The sequence below is a fragment of the Mycobacterium sp. JS623 genome, from assembly GCF_000328565.1.
GTDB lineage: Bacteria > Actinomycetota > Actinomycetes > Mycobacteriales > Mycobacteriaceae > Mycobacterium.
Genome location: NC_019966.1, coordinates 2,085,971 through 2,109,332, shown reverse-complemented (window position 1 = coordinate 2,109,332; position 23,362 = coordinate 2,085,971). Strand labels below are relative to the sequence as shown.

20 protein-coding genes and 5 pseudogenes are annotated in these 23,362 nt (G+C 64.7%); 13 read left to right on the top strand and 12 right to left on the bottom strand.

The genetic code is table 11. The features are described from left to right. Window positions 1-22: 22 nt before the first annotated feature. The 3 genes from MYCSM_RS10220 to MYCSM_RS10210 are packed head-to-tail and all read right to left on the bottom strand — an operon-like array spanning window position 23 to window position 2,492. Window positions 23-1,066: a TIGR03857 family LLM class F420-dependent oxidoreductase gene (locus MYCSM_RS10220; RefSeq protein ID WP_015306076.1), complete on the bottom strand. Its 1,044-nt coding sequence runs from the start codon at window positions 1,064-1,066 to the stop codon at window positions 23-25. Then, window positions 1,063-1,437 (bottom strand): nuclear transport factor 2 family protein, encoded by a 375-nt coding sequence (locus tag MYCSM_RS10215; protein ID WP_041311723.1) that lies wholly within the window; start codon window positions 1,435-1,437, stop codon window positions 1,063-1,065. The genes MYCSM_RS10220 and MYCSM_RS10215 overlap by 4 nt, the downstream gene beginning before the upstream one ends. Beyond that, window positions 1,434-2,492, bottom strand: coding sequence for a phosphotransferase (locus MYCSM_RS10210; RefSeq protein ID WP_198345021.1), 1,059 nt, complete (start codon window positions 2,490-2,492; stop codon window positions 1,434-1,436). Before MYCSM_RS10210 ends, MYCSM_RS10215 begins: the two co-directional genes overlap by 4 nt. Window positions 2,493-2,556: 64 nt before the next feature. Between MYCSM_RS10210 and MYCSM_RS10205 the strand changes: the two genes are divergently transcribed. Next, window positions 2,557-3,207 (top strand): TetR/AcrR family transcriptional regulator, encoded by a 651-nt coding sequence (locus MYCSM_RS10205; RefSeq protein ID WP_015306073.1) that lies wholly within the window; start codon window positions 2,557-2,559, stop codon window positions 3,205-3,207. On the opposite strand, the pseudogene MYCSM_RS10200 reads toward MYCSM_RS10205, so the two are convergent. Together MYCSM_RS10200 and MYCSM_RS10195 are read right to left on the bottom strand one after the other, a co-directional pair. Continuing rightward, window positions 3,173-3,466 (bottom strand): annotated as a pseudogene (locus tag MYCSM_RS10200) (alpha/beta hydrolase); the annotation flags it as partial. The gene MYCSM_RS10205 and the pseudogene MYCSM_RS10200 sit on opposite strands and share 35 nt — an antisense overlap. A 23-nt stretch (window positions 3,467-3,489) precedes the next feature. After that, complete coding sequence (locus MYCSM_RS10195) at window positions 3,490-4,410, bottom strand: acyl-ACP desaturase (protein WP_015306072.1); 921 nt, start codon at window positions 4,408-4,410, stop codon at window positions 3,490-3,492. 215 nt (window positions 4,411-4,625) lie between these two features. Here MYCSM_RS10195 and MYCSM_RS10190 point away from each other — a divergent pair. From MYCSM_RS10190 to MYCSM_RS10175, 4 genes and pseudogenes are all read left to right on the top strand, one after another. Next, window positions 4,626-5,625 (top strand): annotated as a pseudogene (locus MYCSM_RS10190) (aromatic ring-hydroxylating oxygenase subunit alpha). Continuing rightward, on the top strand, window positions 5,622-6,233 hold the full coding sequence (locus tag MYCSM_RS10185) for a cysteine hydrolase (RefSeq protein ID WP_015306071.1): 612 nt from the start codon (window positions 5,622-5,624) through the stop codon (window positions 6,231-6,233). Before MYCSM_RS10190 ends, MYCSM_RS10185 begins: the two are co-directional and overlap by 4 nt. Further along, window positions 6,230-6,844: a PaaI family thioesterase gene (locus tag MYCSM_RS10180; protein WP_015306070.1), complete on the top strand. Its 615-nt coding sequence runs from the start codon at window positions 6,230-6,232 to the stop codon at window positions 6,842-6,844. Before MYCSM_RS10185 ends, MYCSM_RS10180 begins: the two co-directional genes overlap by 4 nt. A gap of 8 nt (window positions 6,845-6,852) precedes the next feature. Continuing rightward, window positions 6,853-8,511: an acyl-CoA synthetase gene (locus tag MYCSM_RS10175; protein WP_015306069.1), complete on the top strand. Its 1,659-nt coding sequence runs from the start codon at window positions 6,853-6,855 to the stop codon at window positions 8,509-8,511. Here MYCSM_RS10175 and MYCSM_RS10170 read toward each other — a convergent pair. After that, window positions 8,495-9,981: pseudogene (locus tag MYCSM_RS10170) on the bottom strand (aldehyde dehydrogenase family protein). The gene MYCSM_RS10175 and the pseudogene MYCSM_RS10170 overlap by 17 nt on opposite strands. A 111-nt stretch (window positions 9,982-10,092) precedes the next feature. On the opposite strand from MYCSM_RS10170, the gene MYCSM_RS10165 reads away from it, so the two are divergent. From MYCSM_RS10165 to MYCSM_RS10155, 3 genes and pseudogenes are all read left to right on the top strand, one after another. Beyond that, window positions 10,093-10,869, top strand: a complete 777-nt coding sequence (locus tag MYCSM_RS10165) for a coniferyl-alcohol dehydrogenase (RefSeq protein ID WP_015306068.1) — start codon at window positions 10,093-10,095, stop codon at window positions 10,867-10,869. 72 nt (window positions 10,870-10,941) lie between these two features. Then, window positions 10,942-12,150 (top strand): cytochrome P450, encoded by a 1,209-nt coding sequence (locus MYCSM_RS10160; RefSeq protein WP_015306067.1) that lies wholly within the window; start codon window positions 10,942-10,944, stop codon window positions 12,148-12,150. 3 nt (window positions 12,151-12,153) lie between these two features. Continuing rightward, window positions 12,154-12,769 (top strand): annotated as a pseudogene (locus MYCSM_RS10155) (TetR family transcriptional regulator). On the opposite strand, the gene MYCSM_RS10150 reads toward MYCSM_RS10155, so the two are convergent. Next, the gene (locus tag MYCSM_RS10150) at window positions 12,766-14,235 is read right to left on the bottom strand and encodes an aldehyde dehydrogenase family protein (RefSeq protein WP_442928527.1); all 1,470 of its coding nucleotides are present in this window, start codon (window positions 14,233-14,235) and stop codon (window positions 12,766-12,768) included. The pseudogene MYCSM_RS10155 and the gene MYCSM_RS10150 sit on opposite strands and share 4 nt — an antisense overlap. Before the next feature lie 182 nt (window positions 14,236-14,417). On the opposite strand from MYCSM_RS10150, the gene MYCSM_RS10145 reads away from it, so the two are divergent. The 5 genes and pseudogenes from MYCSM_RS10145 (at window position 14,418) to MYCSM_RS37115 (ending at window position 17,958) form a co-directional block, all read left to right on the top strand. Next, window positions 14,418-15,632 (top strand): CaiB/BaiF CoA transferase family protein, encoded by a 1,215-nt coding sequence (locus MYCSM_RS10145; protein ID WP_015306065.1) that lies wholly within the window; start codon window positions 14,418-14,420, stop codon window positions 15,630-15,632. Window positions 15,633-15,749: 117 nt separating this feature from the next. Next, window positions 15,750-16,127, top strand: a complete 378-nt coding sequence (locus MYCSM_RS10140; protein ID WP_015306064.1) for an NYN domain-containing protein — start codon at window positions 15,750-15,752, stop codon at window positions 16,125-16,127. 87 nt (window positions 16,128-16,214) lie between these two features. After that, a pseudogene (locus MYCSM_RS10135) lies at window positions 16,215-16,627 on the top strand (Zn-ribbon domain-containing OB-fold protein). 15 nt (window positions 16,628-16,642) lie between these two features. After that, entirely contained in the window at window positions 16,643-17,788 is a 1,146-nt protein-coding gene (locus MYCSM_RS10130; protein ID WP_015306062.1) for a thiolase family protein, read from the top strand. Next, window positions 17,785-17,958, top strand: coding sequence for a hypothetical protein (locus MYCSM_RS37115; protein WP_015306061.1), 174 nt, complete (start codon window positions 17,785-17,787; stop codon window positions 17,956-17,958). The genes MYCSM_RS10130 and MYCSM_RS37115 overlap by 4 nt, the downstream gene beginning before the upstream one ends. Before the next feature lie 13 nt (window positions 17,959-17,971). Here MYCSM_RS37115 and MYCSM_RS10125 read toward each other — a convergent pair whose 3' ends face one another. The 5 genes from MYCSM_RS10125 to MYCSM_RS10105 are packed head-to-tail and all read right to left on the bottom strand — an operon-like array spanning window position 17,972 to window position 23,360. Further along, window positions 17,972-18,613 (bottom strand): class I SAM-dependent methyltransferase, encoded by a 642-nt coding sequence (locus MYCSM_RS10125; protein WP_041311712.1) that lies wholly within the window; start codon window positions 18,611-18,613, stop codon window positions 17,972-17,974. Between the two features lie 51 nt (window positions 18,614-18,664). Next, the gene (locus MYCSM_RS10120; RefSeq protein ID WP_015306059.1) at window positions 18,665-19,867 is read right to left on the bottom strand and encodes an acyl-CoA dehydrogenase family protein; all 1,203 of its coding nucleotides are present in this window, start codon (window positions 19,865-19,867) and stop codon (window positions 18,665-18,667) included. Further along, window positions 19,868-20,920 carry an acyl-CoA dehydrogenase family protein gene (locus tag MYCSM_RS10115; protein WP_015306058.1) on the bottom strand — a complete coding sequence of 351 codons (1,053 nt, stop codon included), beginning with the start codon at window positions 20,918-20,920 and terminating at the stop codon, window positions 19,868-19,870. Continuing rightward, window positions 20,920-21,756, bottom strand: a complete 837-nt coding sequence (locus MYCSM_RS10110; protein ID WP_015306057.1) for an amidohydrolase family protein — start codon at window positions 21,754-21,756, stop codon at window positions 20,920-20,922. The genes MYCSM_RS10115 and MYCSM_RS10110 overlap by 1 nt, the downstream gene beginning before the upstream one ends. Next, on the bottom strand, window positions 21,753-23,360 hold the full coding sequence (locus MYCSM_RS10105) for an acyl-CoA synthetase (protein ID WP_015306056.1): 1,608 nt from the start codon (window positions 23,358-23,360) through the stop codon (window positions 21,753-21,755). Before MYCSM_RS10105 ends, MYCSM_RS10110 begins: the two co-directional genes overlap by 4 nt. Window positions 23,361-23,362: the final 2 nt, after the last annotated feature.

Sequence of the window (23,362 nt, the reverse complement as noted above, 5' to 3'; positions counted from 1 at the left end):
ATCGTCTTCAAGCGCGCCGAAATCACTCGCTCGCGCGGTAGGCGTGGACGATCGGCTCGAGTTCGTCCGGAGTGGCGCCGTGCATGATCAGCGCGTCGGCGCCGTAGTCGAACTCTTCGCGGATCCGGTCGACACACTGCTGGGCCGATCCGGTTGCCGACGGCTCCAACCACTCATCGGGTATCAACCCAGCGATGTGTTCGATCTGCTCAGGTGTGGCCTTGTGATCGATCCCGCCGGCGACCGACGTCACGACGGAATCCGCCCGGAAGCGTTGCAGCACCGCTGGATCCCAGCCGTTCGTTGTCACCATCAGATCGCCGTAGCCCTGCAGGTAGGTCGCCAGCCGCGCGACGGTCTTCTTCAACCGCAGTTCCTCGGGCAGGTGGTCGCCGACCGTCGCGAAACACGACCACACCCGCACGCTGTCCGGGTCGCGGCCGGCCTTCTCCGCGGCGCTCTTCACCGTCTTCACGCACCGCTGCAGTGTCTCCGGCGTGAAATAGGTGTGCAGGATGACGTCGTCAAAGGCCCGTCCACCGAGCGCCAACGTCTGAGGGCCGAACGCGACGAGAGCCAGCCGGATGTTCTCGTTGAAGTCGGGATCGAGGAACAGCACCGGGTATTTGCCGATCGGTCCGTCGTGGTTGAAGATCAGCTCCCCGTGCCACAGCCGCCGCATGACCTGCGCGAAATCCTCCATCTGCGCGGTGGTCACCGATGGTATGCCGAACGCGCCGTACATCGCGGCGACGCCGCGTCCGATGCCTAGTGTGAAGCGTCCACCAGACAGACGATGCATGGTTGTCGCCCACGACCCGGTGATCAGCGGATGACGGGTGTTGTGATTCGTTGCCGCCGTGGCGATTTGGATTCGGTTCGTGACCGCGCACGCGGCGCCGACGAGCGAGGACGCCTCCTTGACATTCCACCGCTCCGAGATGAACGCGGTGCCGAAGCCCAACTGCTCGCCGCGGCGTGCCTCGTCCATCAACGTCGCCGGGCCTTCCCCGCCGGCTCCGGCCAACAGGTAGTAGCCAAGCTCATCGAGCACGCGTTCGGTCACGCCCAGACTCCTTGCTTGTAGCCGCAGTTCCAGACTTCAATGATCCTGCCGTCGGTTACGCGGAAGATCTCCATGCTGCCGACGGTGGTTTCGGTGCCGTCCTTCAGCTTTATCGATGACTCGTAGACGATGGCAACATGTTCCTCGTCGTCACCGGCAACGACGAGGTTCAGATCAAAGCGAAGTTCCTCCGACACTTCCCACATGTCGACGATTCGATTCACTGCCTCTTCATGGGTGAGCGTCTTGGCCTCCCCCACCTCGTGGCGGATCACCGTGTCGCCCAACAGCTCTTCGGCAAGGGCGTAATCACGCTTATTCCAGACGACGAGGTTGTACAGCTCCACCACTTCACGAGCAGTCCGCATCAGCCGAATACCGCCAGTGCGTCAATGTCGTCGATGGTCGCCACCGCCCGTTCCGTGAGCGTCAGGCACAGGGCGCGGGAGCGCTCCGGCATGGCGTCCCACCCGTTCAGGGTGATTACTGGAAGGACCAACAGGTACGCCACGGCGAATCGGTAATGGCGCCACGCCTCGTCGACCGAATAATCGGTGACGCCGTCTGCACTCAGGTACGCGAGGTATTCGCATACCAGCGCCTTGTCGTGACCGCGGCGCACCTCGGTCGGCAGTCCCTGGCTGACCAGGTAGGCGATGTCGGCGGCACCCGCGCCGCGCGCGGCGAACTGGAAATCCACCACCTTGAGTCGATCACCGTCGAAGAACATGTTGTCGGCCCTGATGTCGCCATGCAGAAGCATGGAGCGTGCGGATAGTGCGTCCAGCGCTTGGCCCGCGGCCTCGGTGAACCGTTCAGCGAAACCCGCGACCGCCGACGAAACGCGTGCCGACGACTTGTCGAGGTAAATCTGCCAGCCCGGCCCGAAGGCGGGTACCAGCAGATCGCGCGCGATCGGTGTGTCGATACTCGGGAACGCCTCTAGCACAGCGGTATTCCTGCGGTCGGTCGACCAGGCGTGCAAGCCCGCAAGTTGCTCGATGCACATTCGGGCGCGATTCAACGACAGACCCGCGAGATGGTTGGCGTTGTCCCAGTCGCACAGATCCTCGAGCACCAAGACAAAGTCGGCAGAACCGTCGACCATACGCGCGGTGTGAACATGCGGCGTTTGGATTGGCGCGCTGCCTGCCACATACCGATAGAAGGACAACTCGCGCTGATAGCCGCCCAGTATCTCCATGGCGCCCCGTGCTTCCGACTGGGCGGGCAGCTTGACGATGACGCTCGACGGCACGCCGTCGCCTACGAGGTGAAGGCGATACAGCAACGAGGAGAATCCCGAGTCTTCGGCGATCCTCTCGGCCCGAACATCGGTGACCATGCCGCCGTCGAGCGCGGCGGTCAGCCACTGCGCGGTGATGTCCTCAATAGTCGACGGCACCGCCAAGCCCGAAGTCACCATTGACCTCCCAAAGAAATTTGACGCTGAACAACTAAGTTCCTTGTCGAGCGTCTAATATGCAAGGGTGCCTTCTCCTGCCCGCGGATTGACACAGCCGGAGCGCGTTGAGACCTCGAACCGGCGGCTGCTCCAGGCTGCCGCGGAACTGATCGTCGAAAAGGGCTGGGAGGCAACGACTGCCGCCGAGATCGGGCGCCGGGCCGGCTACAGCCGGGCAATGGTGCACGCTCGCTACGGCAACAAGGACGCCATTCTGGAGGCCTTCCTTCACGAATACGTGAAGCGACTCAACCCCGATCCAGACCTCAGGGCCAGCGGCATGCAGCAGGTGCTTGCACACTTCGACCGCATAGAAGAGATCTACGCCGAGGATCAAGGGCTGCTGCTGGCGATGTTCGTCGCGACCTTTGAGGCGGTGAAGACCACCTCACCCTTGCGTCAGCGCGTGCGGGATCAACTGGAAAGCGGCGCAGCGAAGGTCGAGAAGGGCCTGCGCAAGGGCATCCGCGACGGCTCGGTCCGTTCTGGTGTCGACATCGCCCGCGCCGTCAGTGACATCAGCACGTCGGTGTTCGGCATCGCATTCTGGTGGACGGCGCTGCCCGACCGGTGCGACCTCGGGCGCGAGCTGACGAACGTCCGAGCGCGCATCGTCGGGACCTACGGCAACGCCGAGCAGGTCACCCGGACAATCGGCGGACGCCTTCCGCACTGAGCCCGCCGAGGAACCGCTCCGAAGCCGCCTGCACCCTGCGGGACAACAGGTGCCCGGCGTGGCCGCCGTCGTGCCAGTACAGCTCGCCGCCCCACCGCTCGTGAAGCGCAAGAGCGGGTTCCCGCAATGCCATTCGGTCGTGCCAGGCCCCGACGATGAGGCGGCGCTCTGGTGGCGGTGTCGGCTCCGTCGCCAGCAGATCGACCGGTGACGCCAGCCGCGCCACGGTCGACGACCGCAACAGATCGCAGGCTCGCGAGCGATCGCGAAATCTACCGTGCCCTACCGAGCCGAGGTGACCAGTCGTTCTTCGCGACGCTGGTCATAGTAGGAGGCCTTTTCTTCCACCAGATCGAGAAACGCCGCCAGCTCGTCTCGCGCGCGAGCTCCTTCACCGTCGAAATCCTCGCGCTCGAACACTCCCCAGAACCGCAAGACCGGACGCACGACGTCGTCCAAATGCGAACGCAGGTCGTAGATGCCGGCCTTGGCGATCTTCAAGGCATTCTCCGCGAATCCGGGCATGGTGCTACCCGGCATCTGGAAGTTGATCACTTCGCGAGCGATCGCCTGCATTGTCGCGTTCGGTGCGATATCGAGCGCGGCGCTCACCAAATTCCGATAGAACACCATGTGCAGGTTCTCGTCGGTCGCTATCCGAGTGAGGAGTTGTTCCGCGATAGGACATCCAGATGCCCGGCCGGTGTTGCGGTGGCTGATCCGCGTCGCCAGTTCCTGGAAAGACACATAGGCCAGGGCCTCTATCGGCGTTTTGTCGCCCGAGTCGTAGCCGGCCGCCGTGTGCACCATGCGACCGTGCTCGAGTTCCACGGGATCGACGCCTCGGGTGACGAGAAGATAGTCGCGTAGGGCAATGCTGTGACGACCCTCTTCCGCCGTCCATTGACCCACCCACTGACCCCAGGCGCCCTCGCGCCCGAAACGCGTCGCGATTTCGCGATGGTAGGACGGCAGGTTGTCCTCGGTGAGAAGGTTCACGATCATCGCGGCCTTGGAAACCTCGTCGAGCTGGGAATCCTCAGGAGTCCAGTCCTGGCCACCCAACAGAGCGAAGTCGCGCCCGCGGCTCCACGGAACGTAGTCGTGCGGATTCCACGGCTTCGCCTTCTCGAGGTGTCGGTTCAGGTTGGCCTCTACCACTGGCTCCAGCTCAGTGAGCAATGCCTCTTGGGTTGTCCCCATCAAGACTCTCCGTCCCTTACCTACGGCTGCGTAACCTACGCTACCGTAGGTTATTGGAAAATCAAGGGCGCCTTCAAAGGCACTGAACGACAGCCCGTTACGTATGGCGAAGGCGCCCGGCAAGCCGATCCCGACGTGGCAGTCCCCGATCTTGCCCTTTGCGGAAATCTATACTGTAATCGATTTAGTATCCATCGACTCAAGAGGCGGCTGGCGTGAAAGTCCCGTTCACCTGGAAGGTCACCGGTTGGTTCATGATCGGCTGGTCGGCGGAGTTTCCCGCCGGTGAGGTGCGGCCGCGCCGATACTTCGGGGAGGACCTGGTCGCCTACCGCGACGAGTCCGGTGAACTGCATCTGCTGTCCGGCCATTGCCGCCACCTCGGGGCGCACATCGCGCCACGGCGGCAAGGTCGTCAGCGACTGCGTCGAGTGCCCGTTTCACGGCTGGCGCTGGGGTCCCGACGGCACCAACCGCTACATCCCGTATCAGCCGGACCGGCCGAACAAGGCGCTGCGACTGCGCGTGTATCCCGTCGTTGAGCAATACGGTTGCGTGTTCGCCTGGCATCAGCCCGACGGCAAGGAACCGCAGTGGGAAATGCCCGACCTGTTCGGTAAGTTCCCACAGTTCCCGACCGACCCCGATGCGTATTACCGCCCCTATCCCGAGTTTTCGAGCCGCGCCGAGCGCGAGCCGGTGCATCCGCAGATCGTTGCCGAGAACGGACCCGACAGCGCGCACTTCCACTACGTACACGGCGCTACGGTGACGCCGGTGTGCCTGAATTGGGAAGCCGCCGACGAGGAGTGGCGATTCCTCACCGGCTGGCCGGACGCGCGCAGCGACGATCCGAACAAGATGTCGCTGTACATCCACAGCCACTTCTCCGGGCTCGGCTTCGCGATCAGCGCGTTCGAGGGGTCGTCGAATCACCGGCTGATCTTTGCCTGCACGCCCGTCGAGGACGGCTACTCGGACATGTTCTATTCGATCTGGTGGCCCCGGCTGCCCGGCGACACCTCGGACGTGCCACCCGACTCGGTTCGCGAGCAGGTCGAGCGGCAGTTCATGGGCACGGTGTGGGACGACCTGAACATCTGGCGCTACCAGGAGTACATCGAACAGCCCGCATTGTCCAAGGTCGACGCGAAACCCTATATGGCCATGCGTAAATGGGCGACGCAGTTCTACGAGGTGCCCGCGTCCGTATGACCATCAAACTCGCGGAGATCGCCGCACCCGCGCACACCGCGATCATCACGCAGGAATGCCAAGGCGCAGTCGTCGGCCCCAATGCCGGGCTGGCGGTGCTCGCGAAGGAGGCACGCCGCGAAGCGCTGCCCAACATCGAACGTCTCCTTCCCGCGGCCCGCGATGCCGGTGTGAAGATCGTGCACTGCCTCGTCCAGCGGCGGCCGGACGGTCTTGGCGGCAATCACAACGCGAAGATCTTCGCGGTCGGCAGCGGTGTCGACATCGCTCCTGGCAGTCCCGGCGCGACGCTGCTCCCCGAATTAGGGCCTGCCCCAACAGATGTGGTGCTGCGCCGATCGCACGGCATCGGACCAATGGGCGATACCGACCTCGACATCACGTTGCGCAACCTGGGGGTGTCGACGATCGTCGCGGTCGGCGTCTCGGTAAACGTCGCGATCACCAATCTGGTGATGGACGCCGTCAACTTGGCCTATCGCGTTGTCGTGCCGCGCGATGCGGTCGCTGGCATTCCGACCGAGTACGCCACATCGATCATCGACAACACGCTGTCGCTGCTGGCCACCGTCACGACGACCGATGATCTCATCGAGGCGTGGAAGTGACGGACACCGAAGACGATATCCGCGAATTCGCCAGGTTCACACCGGTTGACGCAACGCCCGAGCTGGCCCGGTTCATGACGGCGATGCGGCGACTGCAGGACATCGCCGTGTCCACGAACCCTGACGAGACGCTGTGGGCTGACACCGCTGCCCTCATCGAAGCCGCCTGCGCACAACTCGAGGAGCACAAGGCACCGCAGGGTGTTTCACCCGGCGGACGCGTCCGTGACCTTCCGGGTAACGGCCATCCGCTCATGCCACCGTGGCAGGTGATGGACTCGGGACCCGACGAGGTGACGATGCGCGGGCACTTCACCCGTTTCCACGTCGGGGGCAACGGCGCGGTGCACGGCGGAGTAATACCGCTGTTTTACGACTGGCATTTCGGCATGGTGGTGTCCGCTGCGGGCCGGCCGGACAGCCGAACCGCCTATCTGCACGTGGATTACCGGAAGGTGACCCCCACTGACGAGCCGTTGCTGTCGCGAGCATGGATTGACTCCGTCGACGGGCGAAAGCTGTTTGTGAGGGCGGCCATGACCGACGTGGATGGCAACGTACTATCCGAGGCCAAGGGACTGATGATCAAATTGCTCCCGCACCAGCCCTGAGAGGCACGATGTCTGACTCCACGACACAGTTCACCGTCCCGGCCGCCGCCGATGCCGTCGCTGCCGTGATCGGCGATCGGGAATTCATCATCCAAGGCGGCCGCCGATACACCTACGCGCAGGTCGTCGAGCGGTCCAACCGGCTCGCCGCGTACCTCCATTCCCGCGGACTCGGCGCCAAGACCGAGCGATCAACGCTGGACGGTCACGAGGTCGGCCAGGACCTGCTGGGCATCTACGCCTACAACGGGCCGGAATACGTCGAGGCGATGCTCGGATCCTGGCGAGCCAGGGTCGCGCCGTTCAACGTCAACTACCGGTACGTCAAGAACGAACTGCACTATCTGCTCGCAGACTCCGGTGCCACCGCGCTGATCTACCACGCGGCGTTCGCACCACGAGTCGCCGATGTGCTGCCCCAGCTTCCACACCTTCGCGTACTCATCCAGATCGCCGATAAGTCCGGCAACGACTTGGTGCACGGCGCCGTCGACTATGAGTCGATCGTGCGCTCGGGTGTGCCGGTTTTGCCGCCGGACGAGCCCTCACCCGACGACTTGTACGTGCTGTACACCGGGGGCACGACAGGCATGCCGAAGGGCGTGTTGTGGCGTCAACACGACATCTTCATGACTTCATTCGGCGGCCGCAGTCTGTACACCGGTGAGCTTGCCAGCTCTTACGAAGACATCGCCAAACGCGTTGCCGAGGCGCCGGAATCGCGCTTGATGATCCTGCCGCCCCTGATGCACGGCGCGGCGCAATGGGCGGTCATGACCGCGATGACGACCGGCCAGTCTGTGGTGTTCTCCACGGTCACCGATCGGTTCGATGCCGATGAGGTGGTGCGCACGATCGAACGCGAGAAGATCCTGGCGGTGACGGTAGTCGGCGACGCCATGGCCCGACCTCTGGCCGCGGCGATCGAACGCGGCGGCGCCGATCTCTCGTCGCTGGCGGTGGTGGCCAACGGCGGCGCACTGCTGACCCCGACGGCCAAACAACGTCTCATCGACGCCAAGCCGGGACTGATAGTCGTCGACGGCGTCGGATCCTCGGAGACCGGTGCACAGATGACCCACATGTCGGCGTCGGGTGCAGTAGGCACCGGAAAGTTCAACGCGGGCCCGGACACTTTTGTGGCGGCCGAGGATCTCAGCGCGCTCCTCGAACCGGGCCACGACGGCATCGGGTGGCTGGCACAGCGCGGCTATGTTCCGTTGGGCTACAAGGGAGATGCGGCCAAGACCGCGGCCACCTTCCCTGTCATCGATGGCGTGCGGTATTCCGTGCCCGGCGATCGGGCCCGTCATCTCGCCGACGGTGGCATCGAACTGCTTGGCCGCGACTCGGTGTGCATCAACTCCGGCGGCGAGAAGATCTTCGTCGAAGAGGTCGAGACGGCGATCGCGTCCCACCCCGCGGTGGCCGATGTGGTGGTGTCGGGCCGGCCAAGCGAGCGGTGGGGCCAGGAGGTCGTCGCGATCGTCGCTTTGGTCGAGGGCGCCAGCGTCGAGGAGCAGGAGCTGATCGATAACGCTGCGGGCTCGATCGCGCGCTACAAGCTGCCGAAGGCGGTCGTGTTCCGGCCGATCATCGAGCGCAGCCCTGCCGGCAAGGCCGACTACCGGTGGGCCCGCGAGCAGGCGATCAGCGGCGGCGCTTGAGCCGACGGCGCGTGCGACTGCGCGCCATCCGCACTGCCATGCTTGCGCCGGCGCGCGTTGAACCGCTGAACGGCGGCGCGGCCGGGCCCGTCATGCTGAACGGCAGATCGGTGCCGACCACGGTCCGGTGGTGGCTGAACGTATCGAATCCGGCCTTGCCGTGGTAGCCGCCCATCCCGCTGCCGCCCACTCCACCGAACGGCGCAGCAGACGGAATCATCTGCGCGCCAAAGTCGTTGCGGGCCACCCCGCCGCTGCGGGTATGCCGGACAAAACGGCGGAAGTCGTCGTTGTCGGGGCTGTACCAGTACGCCACCAGCGGTGAGGGCCGCTGGTTGATGTAGTCGATGACGTCGGTCAGATGCGAATACGGTCGCACGACGAGGATGGGCCCGAACACTTCTTCGTCGGCGATTCTCATGGTCTCGTCGACGTCACGCACGATCGTGGGCGCGATCTTGCGGGTGGCACGGTCGGGCAGCGATTCGCCTGAGGGAGTGACGGTTTCGACGGTCGCACCGTTCGCCTTGGCGTCCTCGATCGACCCGACAACACGGTCGAAGTTGGCCTCGTTCACCGACGAGCAGTAGTCGTCGTTGCGCACGATCGACGGAAACATGCCGCGCAGCGTGTCGCTGGCGATATCGACGAATGCTCCGATGCGATCGGCGGGCACGAACACGTAGTCCGGGCAGATACATACCTGCCCCCCGTTGATCATTCGTGCGGCGGCGATGCGGGTGGCCGATCGCTTGAGGTCGGCGTCGGGCGACAGCACTACCGGATTCTTGCCGCCCAACTCGAGGGTCACCGGGACGAGATTTCGAGCGGCGGCCTGGCCGACCAGTGAGCCGATCGACGGCGAACCCGTGAAGAACAGGTGGTCAAACGGCAGGCCCGCGAACGCCGCCGACACTTCGGGACCGCCCGTAACGATGTTCAGTTCGGTCGAGCCGAAGTACTTCGGGGCCGTCACCTTCGTGAATTCCGCTGTGCGCGGCGTGATCTCCGACATCTTGATCGTCACCCGGTTGCCCGCGGCGAACGCCGCCGATGCGGGCAACACGACCAACTGCAGCGGGTAGTTCCACGGGCCGATGATCCCGACCACGCCCAGCGGTGAGGGATGCACCTCCGCTTTCAGCCCGACCAGCCGCGCGGCACGCATCAACTTGGTCGCGCGCATCCATTGCGCACTTGGGATCTGGTGTGCTCGATGACCGACACCATGCCGAGCACCTCGGTGAACAGCGAACCCGTCTTGGACCTGGTGCCGAAATCGGCCTGCATCGCGTCAACGAAATCGTCGGCGTTGTCGAGGACCAGCGCCATGAGCCGGTCGATGCGGTTGCGTCGCACGGCGACGGTGGGCGGGCCCTCGTCCAGGAACGCGGCGCGCTGACGCTCGAGTCCGGCGCGCAAGAGGTCCGCCCCGACAGCTCCGTCAACCCGGTCCTGCGTTGTGCTCATTCACCCGTTCCATAGTCATTGTCTGGCGGACCAGAATTGTTTACTGTCGACCTTACTGTCGGCCATTCGATGATACGCCGACGACGCGGCGCGGCGGAAAGGGTTGGTCGAATGAAACGCAAGATCGTCGTGGTCGGCGCGGGCTCAGGCATCGGAGCGGCGGTCGCGAAACAGTTCCACGACCGCGGCGACCACGTGCTGGCGGTCGACGTGCGCGAGCACAAGACCCCGGCGACGGAGTATGCGCAGTGCGATCTGCGCGACGCGGGCAGCATCAATGCGCTGCTGGGCCAGATCGGTTCGCGATGGGACATGCTCGCTCACGTCGCAGGCATCCCCGGAACAGCGCAGGCGGCCGATGTGCTCAAGGTCAATTACCTCGGCATGCGGCTGATGACCGAGGGCATGCTGCCGCTGTTGCGTGCGGGTGGCTCGGTTGTCGCGGTGGCGTCGACGGCCGCGCTCGGCTGGGACCAGCGCCTTGACGTACTGTCCGGCCTGCTGGAGCTCACTGACGCCGAGGCCGTCGAGAAGTGGCAGGCCGACCAGGACCCGAACTATCCGGTGTACAGCACGTCCAAGCAGGCGGTGATCCTCTACAGCAAGCGGCTTGCAGGTCCTGCCTGGGCGAAGTACGGCGTACGGATCAACACCGTGAGCCCGGGTCCCGTCGAGACGCCGATCCTCACGGATTTCGAGGCGACCATGGGCAAAGAGGTGCTCGACATGTGTCGGGCCACGGTCGGCAGGCACGCCAACGTCGACCACATCGCCCCGATCATCGCGTTCCTCGGGTCGCCGGAGGCCGGCTGGATCACCGGGCAGGACATCCAGGTCGACGGTGGCTTCATCAACTCGATGCTGGCCGGACCGCCGGTTCAGCTGTAGATCCACTATACTGTAAGCTTTACAGTACCGATAGCAGGATGCCTGTCCGATCGACGATGGTGGAGATCAGCGGTGGAAAGCCCAGTGCGGGACGTCACGGCCGACGACACGTTCGACCTCCTTCGTGACCCGTATCCGCTCTTCGCCCAGAAACGGCGCGAAGCCGGCGTCTTCGAGGGCAGCGTCATGGATTGGTCCAAGACACCTGAATCGATGATGCCCGACCACCTCTACGCGGCGGTGTCGTTCGACGCCGTCAACCGCGTGTTCCGCGACGGCAAGGTGTTCAATTCGCACATCTACGACAGCACCATCGGGTTGTTCATCGGCCCGACCATCCTCGCGATGGAGGGCAAAAAACATTGGGAACACCGCAATCTGGTGTCTGCAGCGTTCAAGTCGCGCTCATTGCTGCGGTGGGAGCCGGAGATCGTTCGGCCCGTCGTCAACATGCTGATCGACGAGTTCATCGAGGCCGGCGAGGCCGATCTGGTCGAAGACTTCACGTTCGAGTTTCCGACGCGCGTCATCTCGAAACTGCTCGGGCTGCCCGAAGATGACCTCGCATGGTTCCGAAAGCGGGCCGTCGAATTGATCAGCTACACCGTCAGGTACAAGCGTGCCTTCGAAGCGTCCGCTGAGCTGAAAGACTACTTCCTGCAACAGATCGAGCAGCGCAGATCCAAGCCGACCGAGGACATCATCGGTGACCTCGTCACTGCGGAGATCGACGGCGAGAAGCTGTCCGACGAGGCGATCTACTCGTTCCTGCGGCTCTTGCTGCCCGCCGGGCTGGAGACCACCTACCGGTCGTCAGGGAACCTTCTCTACCTGTTGCTCAGCCACCCCGATCAGTTCCGTGCGGTGCAGGAGGACCACGAGCTCATCGCGCCCGCGATCGAGGAAGGCCTGCGCGTCGAAACACCGCTGACGACGGTGCAGCGATACGCGTCCGAGGCCACCGAAATCGAAGGCGTCGAGTTGCCCGCGGGCGCGGTCGTCGACGTCTGCATCGGCTCGGCCAATCGAGACGAAAAACGCTGGGAGCGTTCGGAAGAATTCGACATCTTCCGTAAGCGCGTACCGCACCTGTCATTCGCCGCCGGTGAGCACACCTGCATGGGGCTGCACCTGGCAAGAATGGAGACACGGGTCGCGGTCGAAACCCTGCTGACCCGGCTGACCAACATCCAACTGGTCACCGACGACGACCCCCACATCTTCGGCCAACCGTTCCGTTCACCCACCGCGATCCCGGTGACGTTCGACGCCGTGGCCTGACCGATGGCCCAACGGCGCCGGCGAAGGGAACGCGGATCGATCTCCGTCGACGAGATCATCAACGGCGCTTTCGAGGTCGCGGCGGACGTCTCAATCGACAAACTTGAGCATGCCACTTCTTGCACAACACCTTGATGTCGGGGTGACAAGCATCTACTGGTACTTCCGCAAGAAGGACGAGCTCCTCGACGCGATGACGGACCGGGCGCTCGCGCAATACGAGTTTTCGGTGCCCGACATCGATGCCTCGAATTGGCGTGAGTCGCTGCGCAATCACGCGCAGACGATGCGCAGGCAGTTTCTTGGTGACCCGGTTTTGTGCGACCTTGTCCTAATCCGCGGGCATTACGGCGTGCATGCGCTGCACGGTGCCCTGCACGAAATCGAACGACCAATCGCGGCCCTGGTCGAGGCTGGGCTGACGCCCGATCACGCCGTCGAAACCTACGGCGCGATCTCGATGCATTCGCGGGGATCGGTTGTGCTGCAACGCCTGCAGCAGAAGACCGAGGGCTTCCCCGCTCAGCGAAGCGACGGCAGCCGGTACATTGGGTTCGCCGACGACGTTGACTTCGACTACATCCTCGACCACGCGCAGGAGCTGACCGAATCGGCCTAGCTCTCTTTCTGTCGGGGCACTCGGCAGCCGATGGTCTTGGTCTCGAGATACTGCTGGAAGCCTTCGATGCCGCATTGCCTGCCGACACCGCTGTTCTTGTAGCCGCCGAACGGTGCGTCGGCGCCGTAGAACATGCCGCCGTTGACGCCGAACGAGCCGGTGCGGATGCGGCGCGCGATGTTCATGCCGCGCTCAATCGACCGCGACATGACCGCACCCGCAAGGCCGTACGCGCTGCGATTGGCGATGCGCACCGCCTCGTCGTCGTCATCGAACGGCATCACGATGAGCACCGGGCCGAAGACCTCTTCCTGGGCGATCGCGGCGCTGTTGTCGACCCCGACGATCACGGTGGGCGCCACGTAGTGGCCACCACGGAGGTGCTCGGGCAGGTTGGCGACCTCGCCGCCGCCCACGGATATCTCGGCGCCGTCGCGGCACGCCCGGTCTATCGCGGACAGCACGCGGTCCCTCTGGGCGGCGCTGATCACCGGTCCGACAAGGGTTTCCGGCCGCACGGGGTCGCCGGCCGGCACCGCCGCGTAGGCAGTGGTGATGGTGGCGACCGCTTCGTCGTACAGCGACCGGTGGACCAGCATCCTGGTGGTCGCCGCGCATGCCTGCCCCGCATGCACGCACACCCCGATTGCGGCGCCGAGGATCGCAGCGGGGTTCGCATCGTCGAGCACGATCGACACCGACTTCCCGCCGAGTTCCAGGAACATGCGCTTCATGGTGTCGGCGCCCTGGCGCATCAGCAGCTTGCCGACCGACGTGGAACCGGTGAACGAGATCATGTCGACCCGCGGGTCGGTGCCCAGCAAGCCGGCCACGTTGTTGGAGGGGGTGGGCACGACGTTCACCACACCCGCAGGAATGTCCGTGTGCTCGGCGATCAGCCGGCCGAGCCGGGTGGCGTTCCACGGTGTGTTCGGATCCGGTTTGAGCACAACGGTATTGCCGGCGGCCAGCGCCGGACCGAGCTTGTTGAGAATGACCTCGATCGGGAAATTCGACGGCGTGATCGCGGCAACGACGCCGACCGGCTCCTTGACGACGGTGCGCACGTTCCGCTCGCCGAACAGTCCGCCGCCCTTGAGCGTGCGCTCCCATTCGAACTCGTCGATCAGCCGGACGGGATAGCGCAGTGCTTCCGCAACCGGCCAATCCAGTTGAGCGGACTCGGTGATCATGACGGGACAGCCGACCTCGGCGACGAGTTCCTCGCGCAGGTCTTCCTTGTCCGCCTCGATCGCCTCCTGAAGCTGCTGCAGGCAGCGCTTGCGCAGCGCGCGGTTGGTCGACCAGTCGGACTCGTCGAAGGCGCGGCGCGCGGCCGCGATGGCACGGTCCATGTCGTGCGGTTGGGCGGCGGAGGTCTTTCCCAGCACCTGTCCGGTGGCCGGGCTGAGGTTGTCGAATTCTTCGCCGGTGGCGGCGTGCGTGAGCTCGCCGTCGATCAGCATCCGGGCTTCGGCACGGTCGGCCACCCGCCTGCCCAGATCGACGCTGGTCTCGGTCCGTTCTACTCGATTCTCGGTGGAGCTCACCCTGCTACCTCGTACAATCGGACTCTGCGGGACGATCAACTGTAAACATTACAGTAGGATTATTCAACTGCGTAGAGAGGCCTGACTTGATCAAGGTGATGGAGGGCGTCCGGGTCCTCGAAGTCGCACAGTTCACGTTCGTTCCTGCGGCCGGGGCGATCCTCGCCGACTGGGGCGCGGACGTCATCAAGGTGGAGCACCCGGTGCGCGGCGACACCCAGCGCGGCTTCATCAATATGGGCGGCTTCCAACTCGACCCGAACCGGCACCCGCTGATGGAGCATCCGAATCGCGGTAAGCGCAGCGTCGGCATCGACGTGTCGACGCCGGGGGGGCAGGAGGTGCTCTACGAGATCGCAAATACCGCCGACGTGTTCCTGACGAACTACATGCCCGCGCAGCGGCAGAAGAACAAGTTCGACATCGAGCACATTCGCGCAGTGAACCCGAACATCATCTACGCGCGTGGCAGCGCCTACGGCGACAAGGGCCCCGAACGGGACACCGGTGGCTTCGACGGCACCGCCTTCTGGACGCGTAGCGGCGTTGGCCATGCGCTGACGCCGGAGAAGCTGGGCGGTGCGCTGTCGCAAGGCATTCCAGCGTTCGGCGATTCGATCGGCGGGATGAACATCGCGGGCGGCATCTCCGCGGCGCTGTTTCATCGGGAGCGCACCGGGGAGGCGGTCGAGCTCGACGTCTCGCTGCTGAGCACGGCGTGGTGGGCAGGCGGGGCGAGCGTCACCCAGGGCATGGCAACCGGTGAGACGATGCGTTCGGCCATGCCGGATGCCACTGGTCCGTCCGTGAACCCGTTCATGGCCAACTACCTGACGTCGGATGGCGGCACCATCAATCTGTGCATCGTGAGCCCGACTGGCTACATTCGCGACGCGTTCGAACACCTGGGTCTTCCGAAGCTGGCCGATGATCCGCGTTTCTCCGATGTGCTTCCGCTGATCGAAAATGCCGCGGCGGCAGTCGAACTCATCAGAGAGCAGATCCGCAGCCAGCCGTTCGAGTACTGGCGTCAACAACTCAAGACGATGAAGGGTCAGTGGGCGCCGTTCCAGAGCTTCATCGACCTCACGACCGACGAGCAGGCGATCGCCAACGACATGATCGTCGAAGTCGAGGCGAGCGACGGCGGCGAGCCGTTCAAGGTCGTTCGCGGGCCGGTGCAGTTCAACCACGAGCCGCTGGAGACCACGCGCGCGCCGCAGGCGTCGGAGCACACCGAGTTGGTGTTGATGGAACTCGGCATGGACTGGGACCGGATCGAGGAACTCAAGGACTCCGGCGCCATCGCCTAACTACGCCGAGTGTGCGTGTCTGCTCCGCAACACGCCGCAAATTGCGTACATTCCGCGCACCTTCGCGGGCCGGCGAGCGTGCCGCAAAATAGCCCGACAACGCTATAGCGTGGTTGAGTGCGCTGGATCGTCGACGGCATGAACGTGATCGGGTCTCGCCCCGACGGCTGGTGGCGTGACCGCAACCATGCGATGACGGCACTGGTCCACCGACTGGAGCAGTGGGCGACGACCGAGGGCGCCGACGTGACCGTGGTATTCGAGCAGCCGCCATCGCCACCGATCGATTCGTCGGTGATCACCGTGGCGCACGCACCCGAGCCGGCCGCGAACTCGGCCGACGATGAAATCGTGAGGATCCTGCGAGCCGACCACCATCCCGAGCGCATCCGCGTCGCAACGTCGGATCGTGCACTGTCCGAACGTGTTCAGGCGGCAGGCGCATCCGTCTATCCGGCGGAACGCCTGCGAGACCTCATCGACCCGCGTTCCTGAAAGCGATCCAGTAGCTTGGAACAGCCGACGATACTGTAAGCTTTACCGTTACCGCCCCTTGGGCCGCTCACGAGGGAGGATCGTCGCATGCCGAAGGCCCTGGCGCCGGAGATATCGACCTGGCCCGACGACGACCCGCAACTCATCGGAAGCACCTGCGGCAGCTGCGGCGCCACCGCGTTCCCGGTCCAGCAGCGCTGCCCCAAATGCAGCGCCGGCGAGATGTCTCAAGTGCTGCTCCCCCGTCGCGGCACCCTCGTCGCCTGGACGACGCAAGGCTTCCCGCCAGGGCCGCCCTACAAGGGGCCGACGGGCAAGGACTTCACCCCGTTCGGCGTCGGGCTCGTTGAGCTCGGCGACGTCATCCGCGTCGAGGGTCGCCTGACCGAAAACGACCCGGCCAAGCTCGAGTTCGGCATGCCGGTCGAGCTGACCGTGATTCCGTTCACCACCGATGCGACGGGGACGAGCTCGTCACGCTCGCGTTCACGCCCGTCTAGAGAGGATCCGCCCAAATGAACGACGTGGCCATCATCGGCGTGGGCCTGCACCCGTTCGGACGCTTCGAAGGCAAGTCCGCGATGGAGATGGGCGTCGACGCGATCTTTTCCGCCCTGGCGGACGCCGGTGTGCAGTGGAGTGACGTTCAGTTCGCCACCGGCGGCAGCTGGACGGTGGCCAACCCCGACGCGATCGTCGGCATGGTTGGCCTGACCGGCATCCCATTCATCAACGTGTTCAACGCGTGCGCCACCGCGGCCAGCGCAGCCAAGGCATGCGCCGACGGAATCCGGCTGGGCGACTATGACATCGGCATCGCTGTCGGCCTCGACAAGCATCCCCGCGGCGCCTTCACCGAAGACCCCGCGCTGGTCGGCGTGCCCAGCTGGTACGCCGAGAACGGGCAGTACCTCACCACCCAGTTCTTCGGCATGAAGGCCAACCGCTACCTGCACGACCACGGCATCTCGCAGGAGACTCTCGCCAAGGTCGCAGCCAAGAACTTCCGCAACGGGGCACTGAACCCAAATGCGTTCCGGCGCAAACCGATATCCGAGGACGAGATCCTCAACTCGCCGATGCTGAACTACCCGCTCACGCAGTACATGTTCTGCGCACCCGACGAAGGCGCTGCGGCAGTCGTCATGTGCCGCGCCGACATCGCACACCGCTACACCTCCAAACCGGTGTACCTGCGCGCCGTCGAGGTCCGCACCCGACGCTACGGCGCCTACGAGGTGAACACGACGTTCGCACCGGTTACCGAAGACGTGGCGCCGACTGTGCATGCGGCCAAGGCGGCATTCGAAAAGTCCGGTCTCGCACCGGAAGACATCGACGTGATCCAGTTGCAGGACACCGACGCCGGGGCTGAGATCATTCACATGGCTGAGTGCGGCTTCTGCGCCGACGGCGAGCAGGAGAAGCTGCTGGCCGACGGGGCCACCGAAATCCATGGCGCCATGCCGATCAACACCGACGGCGGGCTGATCGCCAACGGCGAGCCGATCGGCGCCTCGGGCCTGCGCCAGATCCACGAGCTGGTGCGCCAGCTGCGCGGCGAAGCAGGCGACCGCCAGGTGCCCGGCGAGCCCAAGGTCGGGTTCGCACAGTTGTACGGCGCACCTGGCACCGCCGCGGCGACGGTCGTGACGCTATGACTCAACACACCGGGGCGCCGATCTTCGACGCCGACCAGCACATGTACGAGACAGCCGACGCGCTGACGAAATACCTGCCCGAGAAATATTCGCGTGCAGTTCAATTCGCCAACCCGGACCCGAACGCCGTCAAGGCGGCGGCTTCGGCCAGCGCGTGGTCAGGACACTGAAACACCCGATCGGTCAGCCGGGGCTGCGCGCAAAGATGACGGCTCCTGGGACGTCTTCGTCTGGCCTCAGAACCAGTTCAGCCTCGATCGTGAAGCCCACGTCACGAAGCCAGCCCGCGACTCTGCTCGGCGGCCGGTGGTAACTGTCGACATTGATCGAGCGTCCCGTGTAGCCGTCTGACGTGTGTTTTGTTTCGTCACCGACATGAAACCCGACCAGTAACGGACACCGAGGACGCAACACTCGGCAGAACTGCTCGAACACACCGGGCACGGCGTCGTCGGGCACGTGGATCACAGACCAGAACGCGACGACGCCGGCAACGGAGTTGTCCGCGAGGGCGAGGTCGGTCATCGTCCCGACCTCGAAGCGTAGGTCGGGGTGATCCTGCCGCGCGATTGTGATCATCTCGGGTGAAAGGTCGATGCCGAATGCGTCCACTCCGGCGTCATGGAGGTAGCGCGTGACGTACCCCGGCCCGCAGCCGACATCGGCGACTGGCCCACCTCCGACGTCGCGCACCAACTCTGCGAACAACGCCAGACTTGCGCGCAGGTAAGGCTTGTCGCCAAGCAGCCCACGTACCTTTTCGGCGTATCCGGAGGCGTCGGTGTCGTACGAGGAGCGGGTTTCGGACAGCCAGGTGTCACGCATGGGCGACATCGTAGCCAACCCGCCCGCATGGCCGCCTTCGAGCGCCGAGCGCTAGGAGGCCTTCTTCTGGTCCGGCGGCGCGTAAGCCGGCTTGCCCAGTCCGAGCACGTACTGGGCGATCATGTTGCGGAACACCTCCAGCGTGCCGCCGTAGATGCCGACCAACGGAGCGAAACGGTAGACGTACTCCGCGGCGCCATCATCGGCCGCGCCGTCCGTGCCGACCGGCAGCGACGCTGCCGTGCCGAGGAGGTCCATCAGATCCGGGGAGATGTCACGCATCGTCTGCGCCAACGCCACTCGCCCGAAGATCGTCGTGGCGCTCAGCGCGGCCTCCATCCGGGCTACACTGCGGCCGAGGCGATACGCCACTGATCCATCGTCAACTAGCCTGCGCCCGTTGGGATCCGCTTGGGCGACCTTTGCCGCAGCCTTGTCGACAGCGTCGGCCATGAAACCGGCCTGATGCATCATGATCGACACATCCTGCAAACCGTCCGCCGCGACCTCCACCGCGCCGTGCTCAACGTTGAGAGGTTCGCGCACGACGGTCCAGCCGCCGTTCACGTCGCCCAGCCGGTATTTGTCGTCGACCCGGACGTCGCTGTAGTAGACGATGTTGGTGCGGTCGCCATCGACAGTGCGGATGCCCTGGATCTCGATGCCTGGCGAATCGAGCGGCACCAGGAACATGGTGAGGCTCTTGTGTTTCGGGGCGTCGGGATCGGTGTTGGTGATCAGGAAGACGTACTGGCAGTTGTGCGCGCCGGTGGTGAACATCTTGGAGCCATTAATCAACCAGCTCGATCCATCCGCCTCCCGCACCGCGCGGGTCTTGCAGGTCGCGACGTCGGAACCACCTTCGGGTTCCGTGTAGCCGAGGCATAACCGGATGTGCCCGCTGAACACGCCCGGCATCACCTCGGCCTTCAGCTCGGGTGAGCCGAACTTCTCCACCGACCGGGCGATCATCGCGGTGGTGCCCGAGGTCACCCACGGCACGTGCGCGCGGCGCTTCTCCAGTTCCCAGATCCGCCGGCGAACACGGTTGAAGCCGCCTTCGGCTTCGGGCTTCCACTCTTTCGCCAGATATCCGGCGGCACCCAGCGCGAGGTGCACGCCTTCATTGAAGTTGTCGCCGGTCTCGCGGTCGCGGCGGATGACGTCCTCAGTTACATGGGTACGCAGGAAGTCCCGCGCTTCTTCGAGGAACGCCTGGTCGTCGTCTGACAGCTCAACCCGTGAGAAATCCACTTATGCGCCCTTTCCTGAACCACTTTCGCGGGCCGCGACGATCTCCGCGATGTATTTGGCACTCACTCCGGGGTCGCCTCCTGCCAGTGCCCAGCCGCGCGCGCGGACCAGATAGGCCGTTGCCGCCGCCTCCGCGGAAACCCCCAAACCGCCCTGCACGTGCACACACATCGTCGCGGCCTTGGATGCCTCCTCGGCCATGAACACGAACGCCGACGGCGCCAGCTCCGGCCGCTCCTCGGGCTCGTTGCCCAGGAACCACGCCGCGCGGCGGGCGAGGTTACGGCCGCCCTGCACGGTGATCGCGATGTCGGCCAGCGGGTGCGAGATGCCCTGCAGCGTCGAAATCGGCACGCCGAGGGTGTACCTGTTCTTCGCGAACTCCGCGGCAATCGTCAGCGTTTCCTCGACCAAACCCACCAGCGCCGCAGCGGTAAGCACCCGCCATTCATCCAGCGCGCGTTGGTATTCCGCTAACGCCTCGGCACCGCTCGCGAGTACTGTCTGGTTGTCGGCGCCCGTCGGATCGACCCACGCCATCGGCAGCCGGCCGATGTTGTCGACCTTCGCAGGCCGACTCCCGAAGGACAGCCGCACGATGTCTTCGCCGTCGCGCACGACGATCTGATCGGCGATCGAGCCGGCCGGGATCAGCCTGACGCCCGAGACGTTGTCGTGTTGCGGGTCGAACGCGGCCAACTGCTTGCCGTTGACGATGTCGGCCTCCAGGGCATCCAGGCGTGCGAGCAGCCGAGCCGCGCAGACATGATCGATCCACGGGACAGGAGCCAGTGACCGCCCGATCTCCTCCGCCACCAGTGTCAGGTCGACGAGCGTCGCGCCGTCTCCGCCAACGGATTCCGGTAGCGCCATCGTCGTCGCCCCCATGGCGCACAGGCGTTCCCACAAGCTCTTGTCAAACCCTGACTCCTCCGCGGCCCGCACTGTTTCGATCGAGCAGTGGGTCTTGAAGAAGTCCTTGTATGCCGCTTGCAGGGCCTGACGGTCCCCGGTGAGGCTGTAGTCGATTCTGCGCAGTTCGTAACGATCCATCAGTTCTCCTGTCTGGCCCCGAAGAAGAATTCGTTCGCATTGTGGTAGAGGTAGTTGTCGAGTACGTCGGCGGGCAGGTCCAGCGCCAGCGCCTCGGGAACGACCCGGCGCATCTTGAGCACCGGCCAGTCCGAGGCATACATCACCTTGCTGGATCCGCGCGTCCGCATGTAGTGCAAGAGGCTGTCGGGCAGCCGCTTTGGCGACCATGCCGACGTCATCAGCCGCAGGTTCTGGTACTTGATCATCAGCCGGATGGCGATGTCCCACCACGGGTCGGCGCCATGGATCATGCACAGCTTGAGCTCAGGGAAGCGCACGCACACCCTGTCGAGATGAATCGGGTTCTGGACTTCCCCCGGTATCGGCGGCCCCGGAATGCCGGTGTTGATGCACAGCGGCAGCTCGAGCTCCGCACACTTGGTGTAGAGCGGGTAGTACACGGCATCACTGGGTGGATATTGGCCGTCGCCCCAGAAACTCGGCCCGACAACGGCGTACGCCACTGGCAGATCCGAGGCGACCGCGGCCAGTTCCCTCAGTGACGGTATCGGCCGCAGCAGATTGATCCCGCCCATCGCCAGCGCGAACCGCTCTGGCTTTGCTTCGACGAACTTGCGCGCGGTCACCGATGGCTTGGTAACGTTGTCCATCAGGATCGCTTTCGCGACACCCTGCTCATCCATCTCGTCGAGCAGCTCGGACATGTCGACGGGCGCGAACATCGACTCGGGCCCCTTGAAGTAGTCGTCACGCACCTTGAGCATCCAGGTGGGCTGCTTCTCGGTTTCCCCGAAGTGCACGTTGACAAGGCCGTCAATCGCTTTGTGGGTCATACTGGAGCCTTCTGTGTCGCAACGCTTTTCGCCCATCGATAGTCGGCTTTGCCATTGCCGAGCCGCCTGACTTGCTCGACGATGATGAACTCCTTGGGCGCCTTGAACCGGGCCAGCTGCGATGCGCAGAGTTCCTGCAACGCTGCGTGATCTACCTCATCACGAAGCGCCACCAGAGCGACGACTTCCTGGCCCCACCGCTCACTCGGTCGGCCGACCACCAATGCGTCGGCGACGCTCGGGTGCGCACGCAGGACCTCTTCGACCTCCTCGACGAACACCTTTTCGCCGCCGGTGTTGATGACCAGCGAGTCGCGGCCGAACAATCGCATGGTGCCGTCGGCGGCGAGCGAGCCCCGGTCCCCTGAGATCACCACACGCTGTCCTTCGACCACGGGGAAAGTCTTCTGAGTGGCAGCAGGGTCGTCGAAGTAGCCCAGCGGGATGCGGCCCGCGCGTGCGACATAACCGATCTCGTCCTCGCCGGGCCCCAGGAACCGGCTGTAGTCCTCGGACACCACCAGCGCACCCTCGCGCAGTTCGAAGGTGTCCTTCTCGTCGCCGCGCTGACTGCGGCCGAAGCCGACGTTCCCCGTCTCCGACGACCCGTATCCGTTGATCAGCGTGATCTGTGGCAGCAATTCCAGCAGCGCGCGTTGGTATTTCGGATTCGTCGCCGCTCCCCCGGTGCCGATCGCGAACATCGACGACAGGTCGTAACCGCCCCGCTGCAGCTCCTCCACTAGCGGCCCGGCGTAGGCGTCGCCGACCATCGTCATCATTCCGACCTTTTCGCGCTCCGCTGTCGCGAGCACAGTAGGCGGGTCGAATTTCGGCCGGTCATACAGGACGACGGGCAACCCGTTGAGCAGGGCCGCGAAGGCGGTCCACATGCCGGCGGCGTGCATCAGCGGTGAGACGGCGAACCACGGCGCCCCGCCGTGGCGCACCTTGTCGTGTATCTCCCCGGCGGCTTCATGGTCGGCGCCGTTCATCGACACGACGTAGCTGTCGCTCTGCCGCCACATCACACCTTTGGGGCGCCCCGTGGTGCCGCCGGTGCAGACCATCAGCAGATCGTCTGGAGACGGCGTGATGACAAGGTCGGTATCACCTTGGGCCAGAGCATCTTCCAGCGTGACTGCGCCGGATAGCTCTGCAGCGTCACTGCCGTCGTCCACCGAAATCAGCAGGTCGGCCGACGCGGGGGGCAGCACGTCGGCGAACCTAGGGCCCAAAGAGCGGTGATAGACCACGGCCCGCGGTCGCAGATAGTCGAGGAGTTCGACGACCTCGCGGGGCGTGTAGTTGTAATTCACGTTGGCGGGCACGGTACGGGCCTTCAGGCAACCGATCACCACGTCGGGGTAGAGATCGTTGTGCATGATCAGCGCGACGCGATCCTGGCCGCATTCCCAGTTCTGGAGGTCTTTGCGCTCACGATGGGCGCCAAACCCGTTGCCGGCCAGGAAGTTCGCCAGCTTGCGGGTTCGATCCGCCGATTCGCCGAACGTGCTGCGACGCGCGCCGCAGACGGTCATCAGCCGGTCGGGAACCGTCTCCGCTATGGCGTCCAGAACCGCGCCGATGGTCCACTCGGTCATAG

Coding starts and splice junctions, on each gene's coding strand:
- MYCSM_RS10210 (WP_198345021.1), bottom strand. CDS start 2,492: ATGGTGACTTCGGGCTTGGCGGTGCCGTCGACTATTGAGGACATCACC.
- MYCSM_RS10195 (WP_015306072.1), bottom strand. CDS start 4,410: ATGGGGACAACCCAAGAGGCATTGCTCACTGAGCTGGAGCCAGTGGTA.
- MYCSM_RS10185 (WP_015306071.1), top strand. CDS start 5,622: ATGACCATCAAACTCGCGGAGATCGCCGCACCCGCGCACACCGCGATC.
- MYCSM_RS10175 (WP_015306069.1), top strand. CDS start 6,853: ATGTCTGACTCCACGACACAGTTCACCGTCCCGGCCGCCGCCGATGCC.
- MYCSM_RS10165 (WP_015306068.1), top strand. CDS start 10,093: ATGAAACGCAAGATCGTCGTGGTCGGCGCGGGCTCAGGCATCGGAGCG.
- MYCSM_RS10150 (WP_442928527.1), bottom strand. CDS start 14,235: ATGCTGATCGACGGCGAGCTCACGCACGCCGCCACCGGCGAAGAATTC.
- MYCSM_RS10145 (WP_015306065.1), top strand. CDS start 14,418: ATGGAGGGCGTCCGGGTCCTCGAAGTCGCACAGTTCACGTTCGTTCCT.
- MYCSM_RS10130 (WP_015306062.1), top strand. CDS start 16,643: ATGAACGACGTGGCCATCATCGGCGTGGGCCTGCACCCGTTCGGACGC.
- MYCSM_RS37115 (WP_015306061.1), top strand. CDS start 17,785: ATGACTCAACACACCGGGGCGCCGATCTTCGACGCCGACCAGCACATG.
- MYCSM_RS10125 (WP_041311712.1), bottom strand. CDS start 18,613: ATGCGTGACACCTGGCTGTCCGAAACCCGCTCCTCGTACGACACCGAC.
- MYCSM_RS10115 (WP_015306058.1), bottom strand. CDS start 20,920: ATGGATCGTTACGAACTGCGCAGAATCGACTACAGCCTCACCGGGGAC.
- MYCSM_RS10110 (WP_015306057.1), bottom strand. CDS start 21,756: ATGACCCACAAAGCGATTGACGGCCTTGTCAACGTGCACTTCGGGGAA.
- MYCSM_RS10105 (WP_015306056.1), bottom strand. CDS start 23,360: ATGACCGAGTGGACCATCGGCGCGGTTCTGGACGCCATAGCGGAGACG.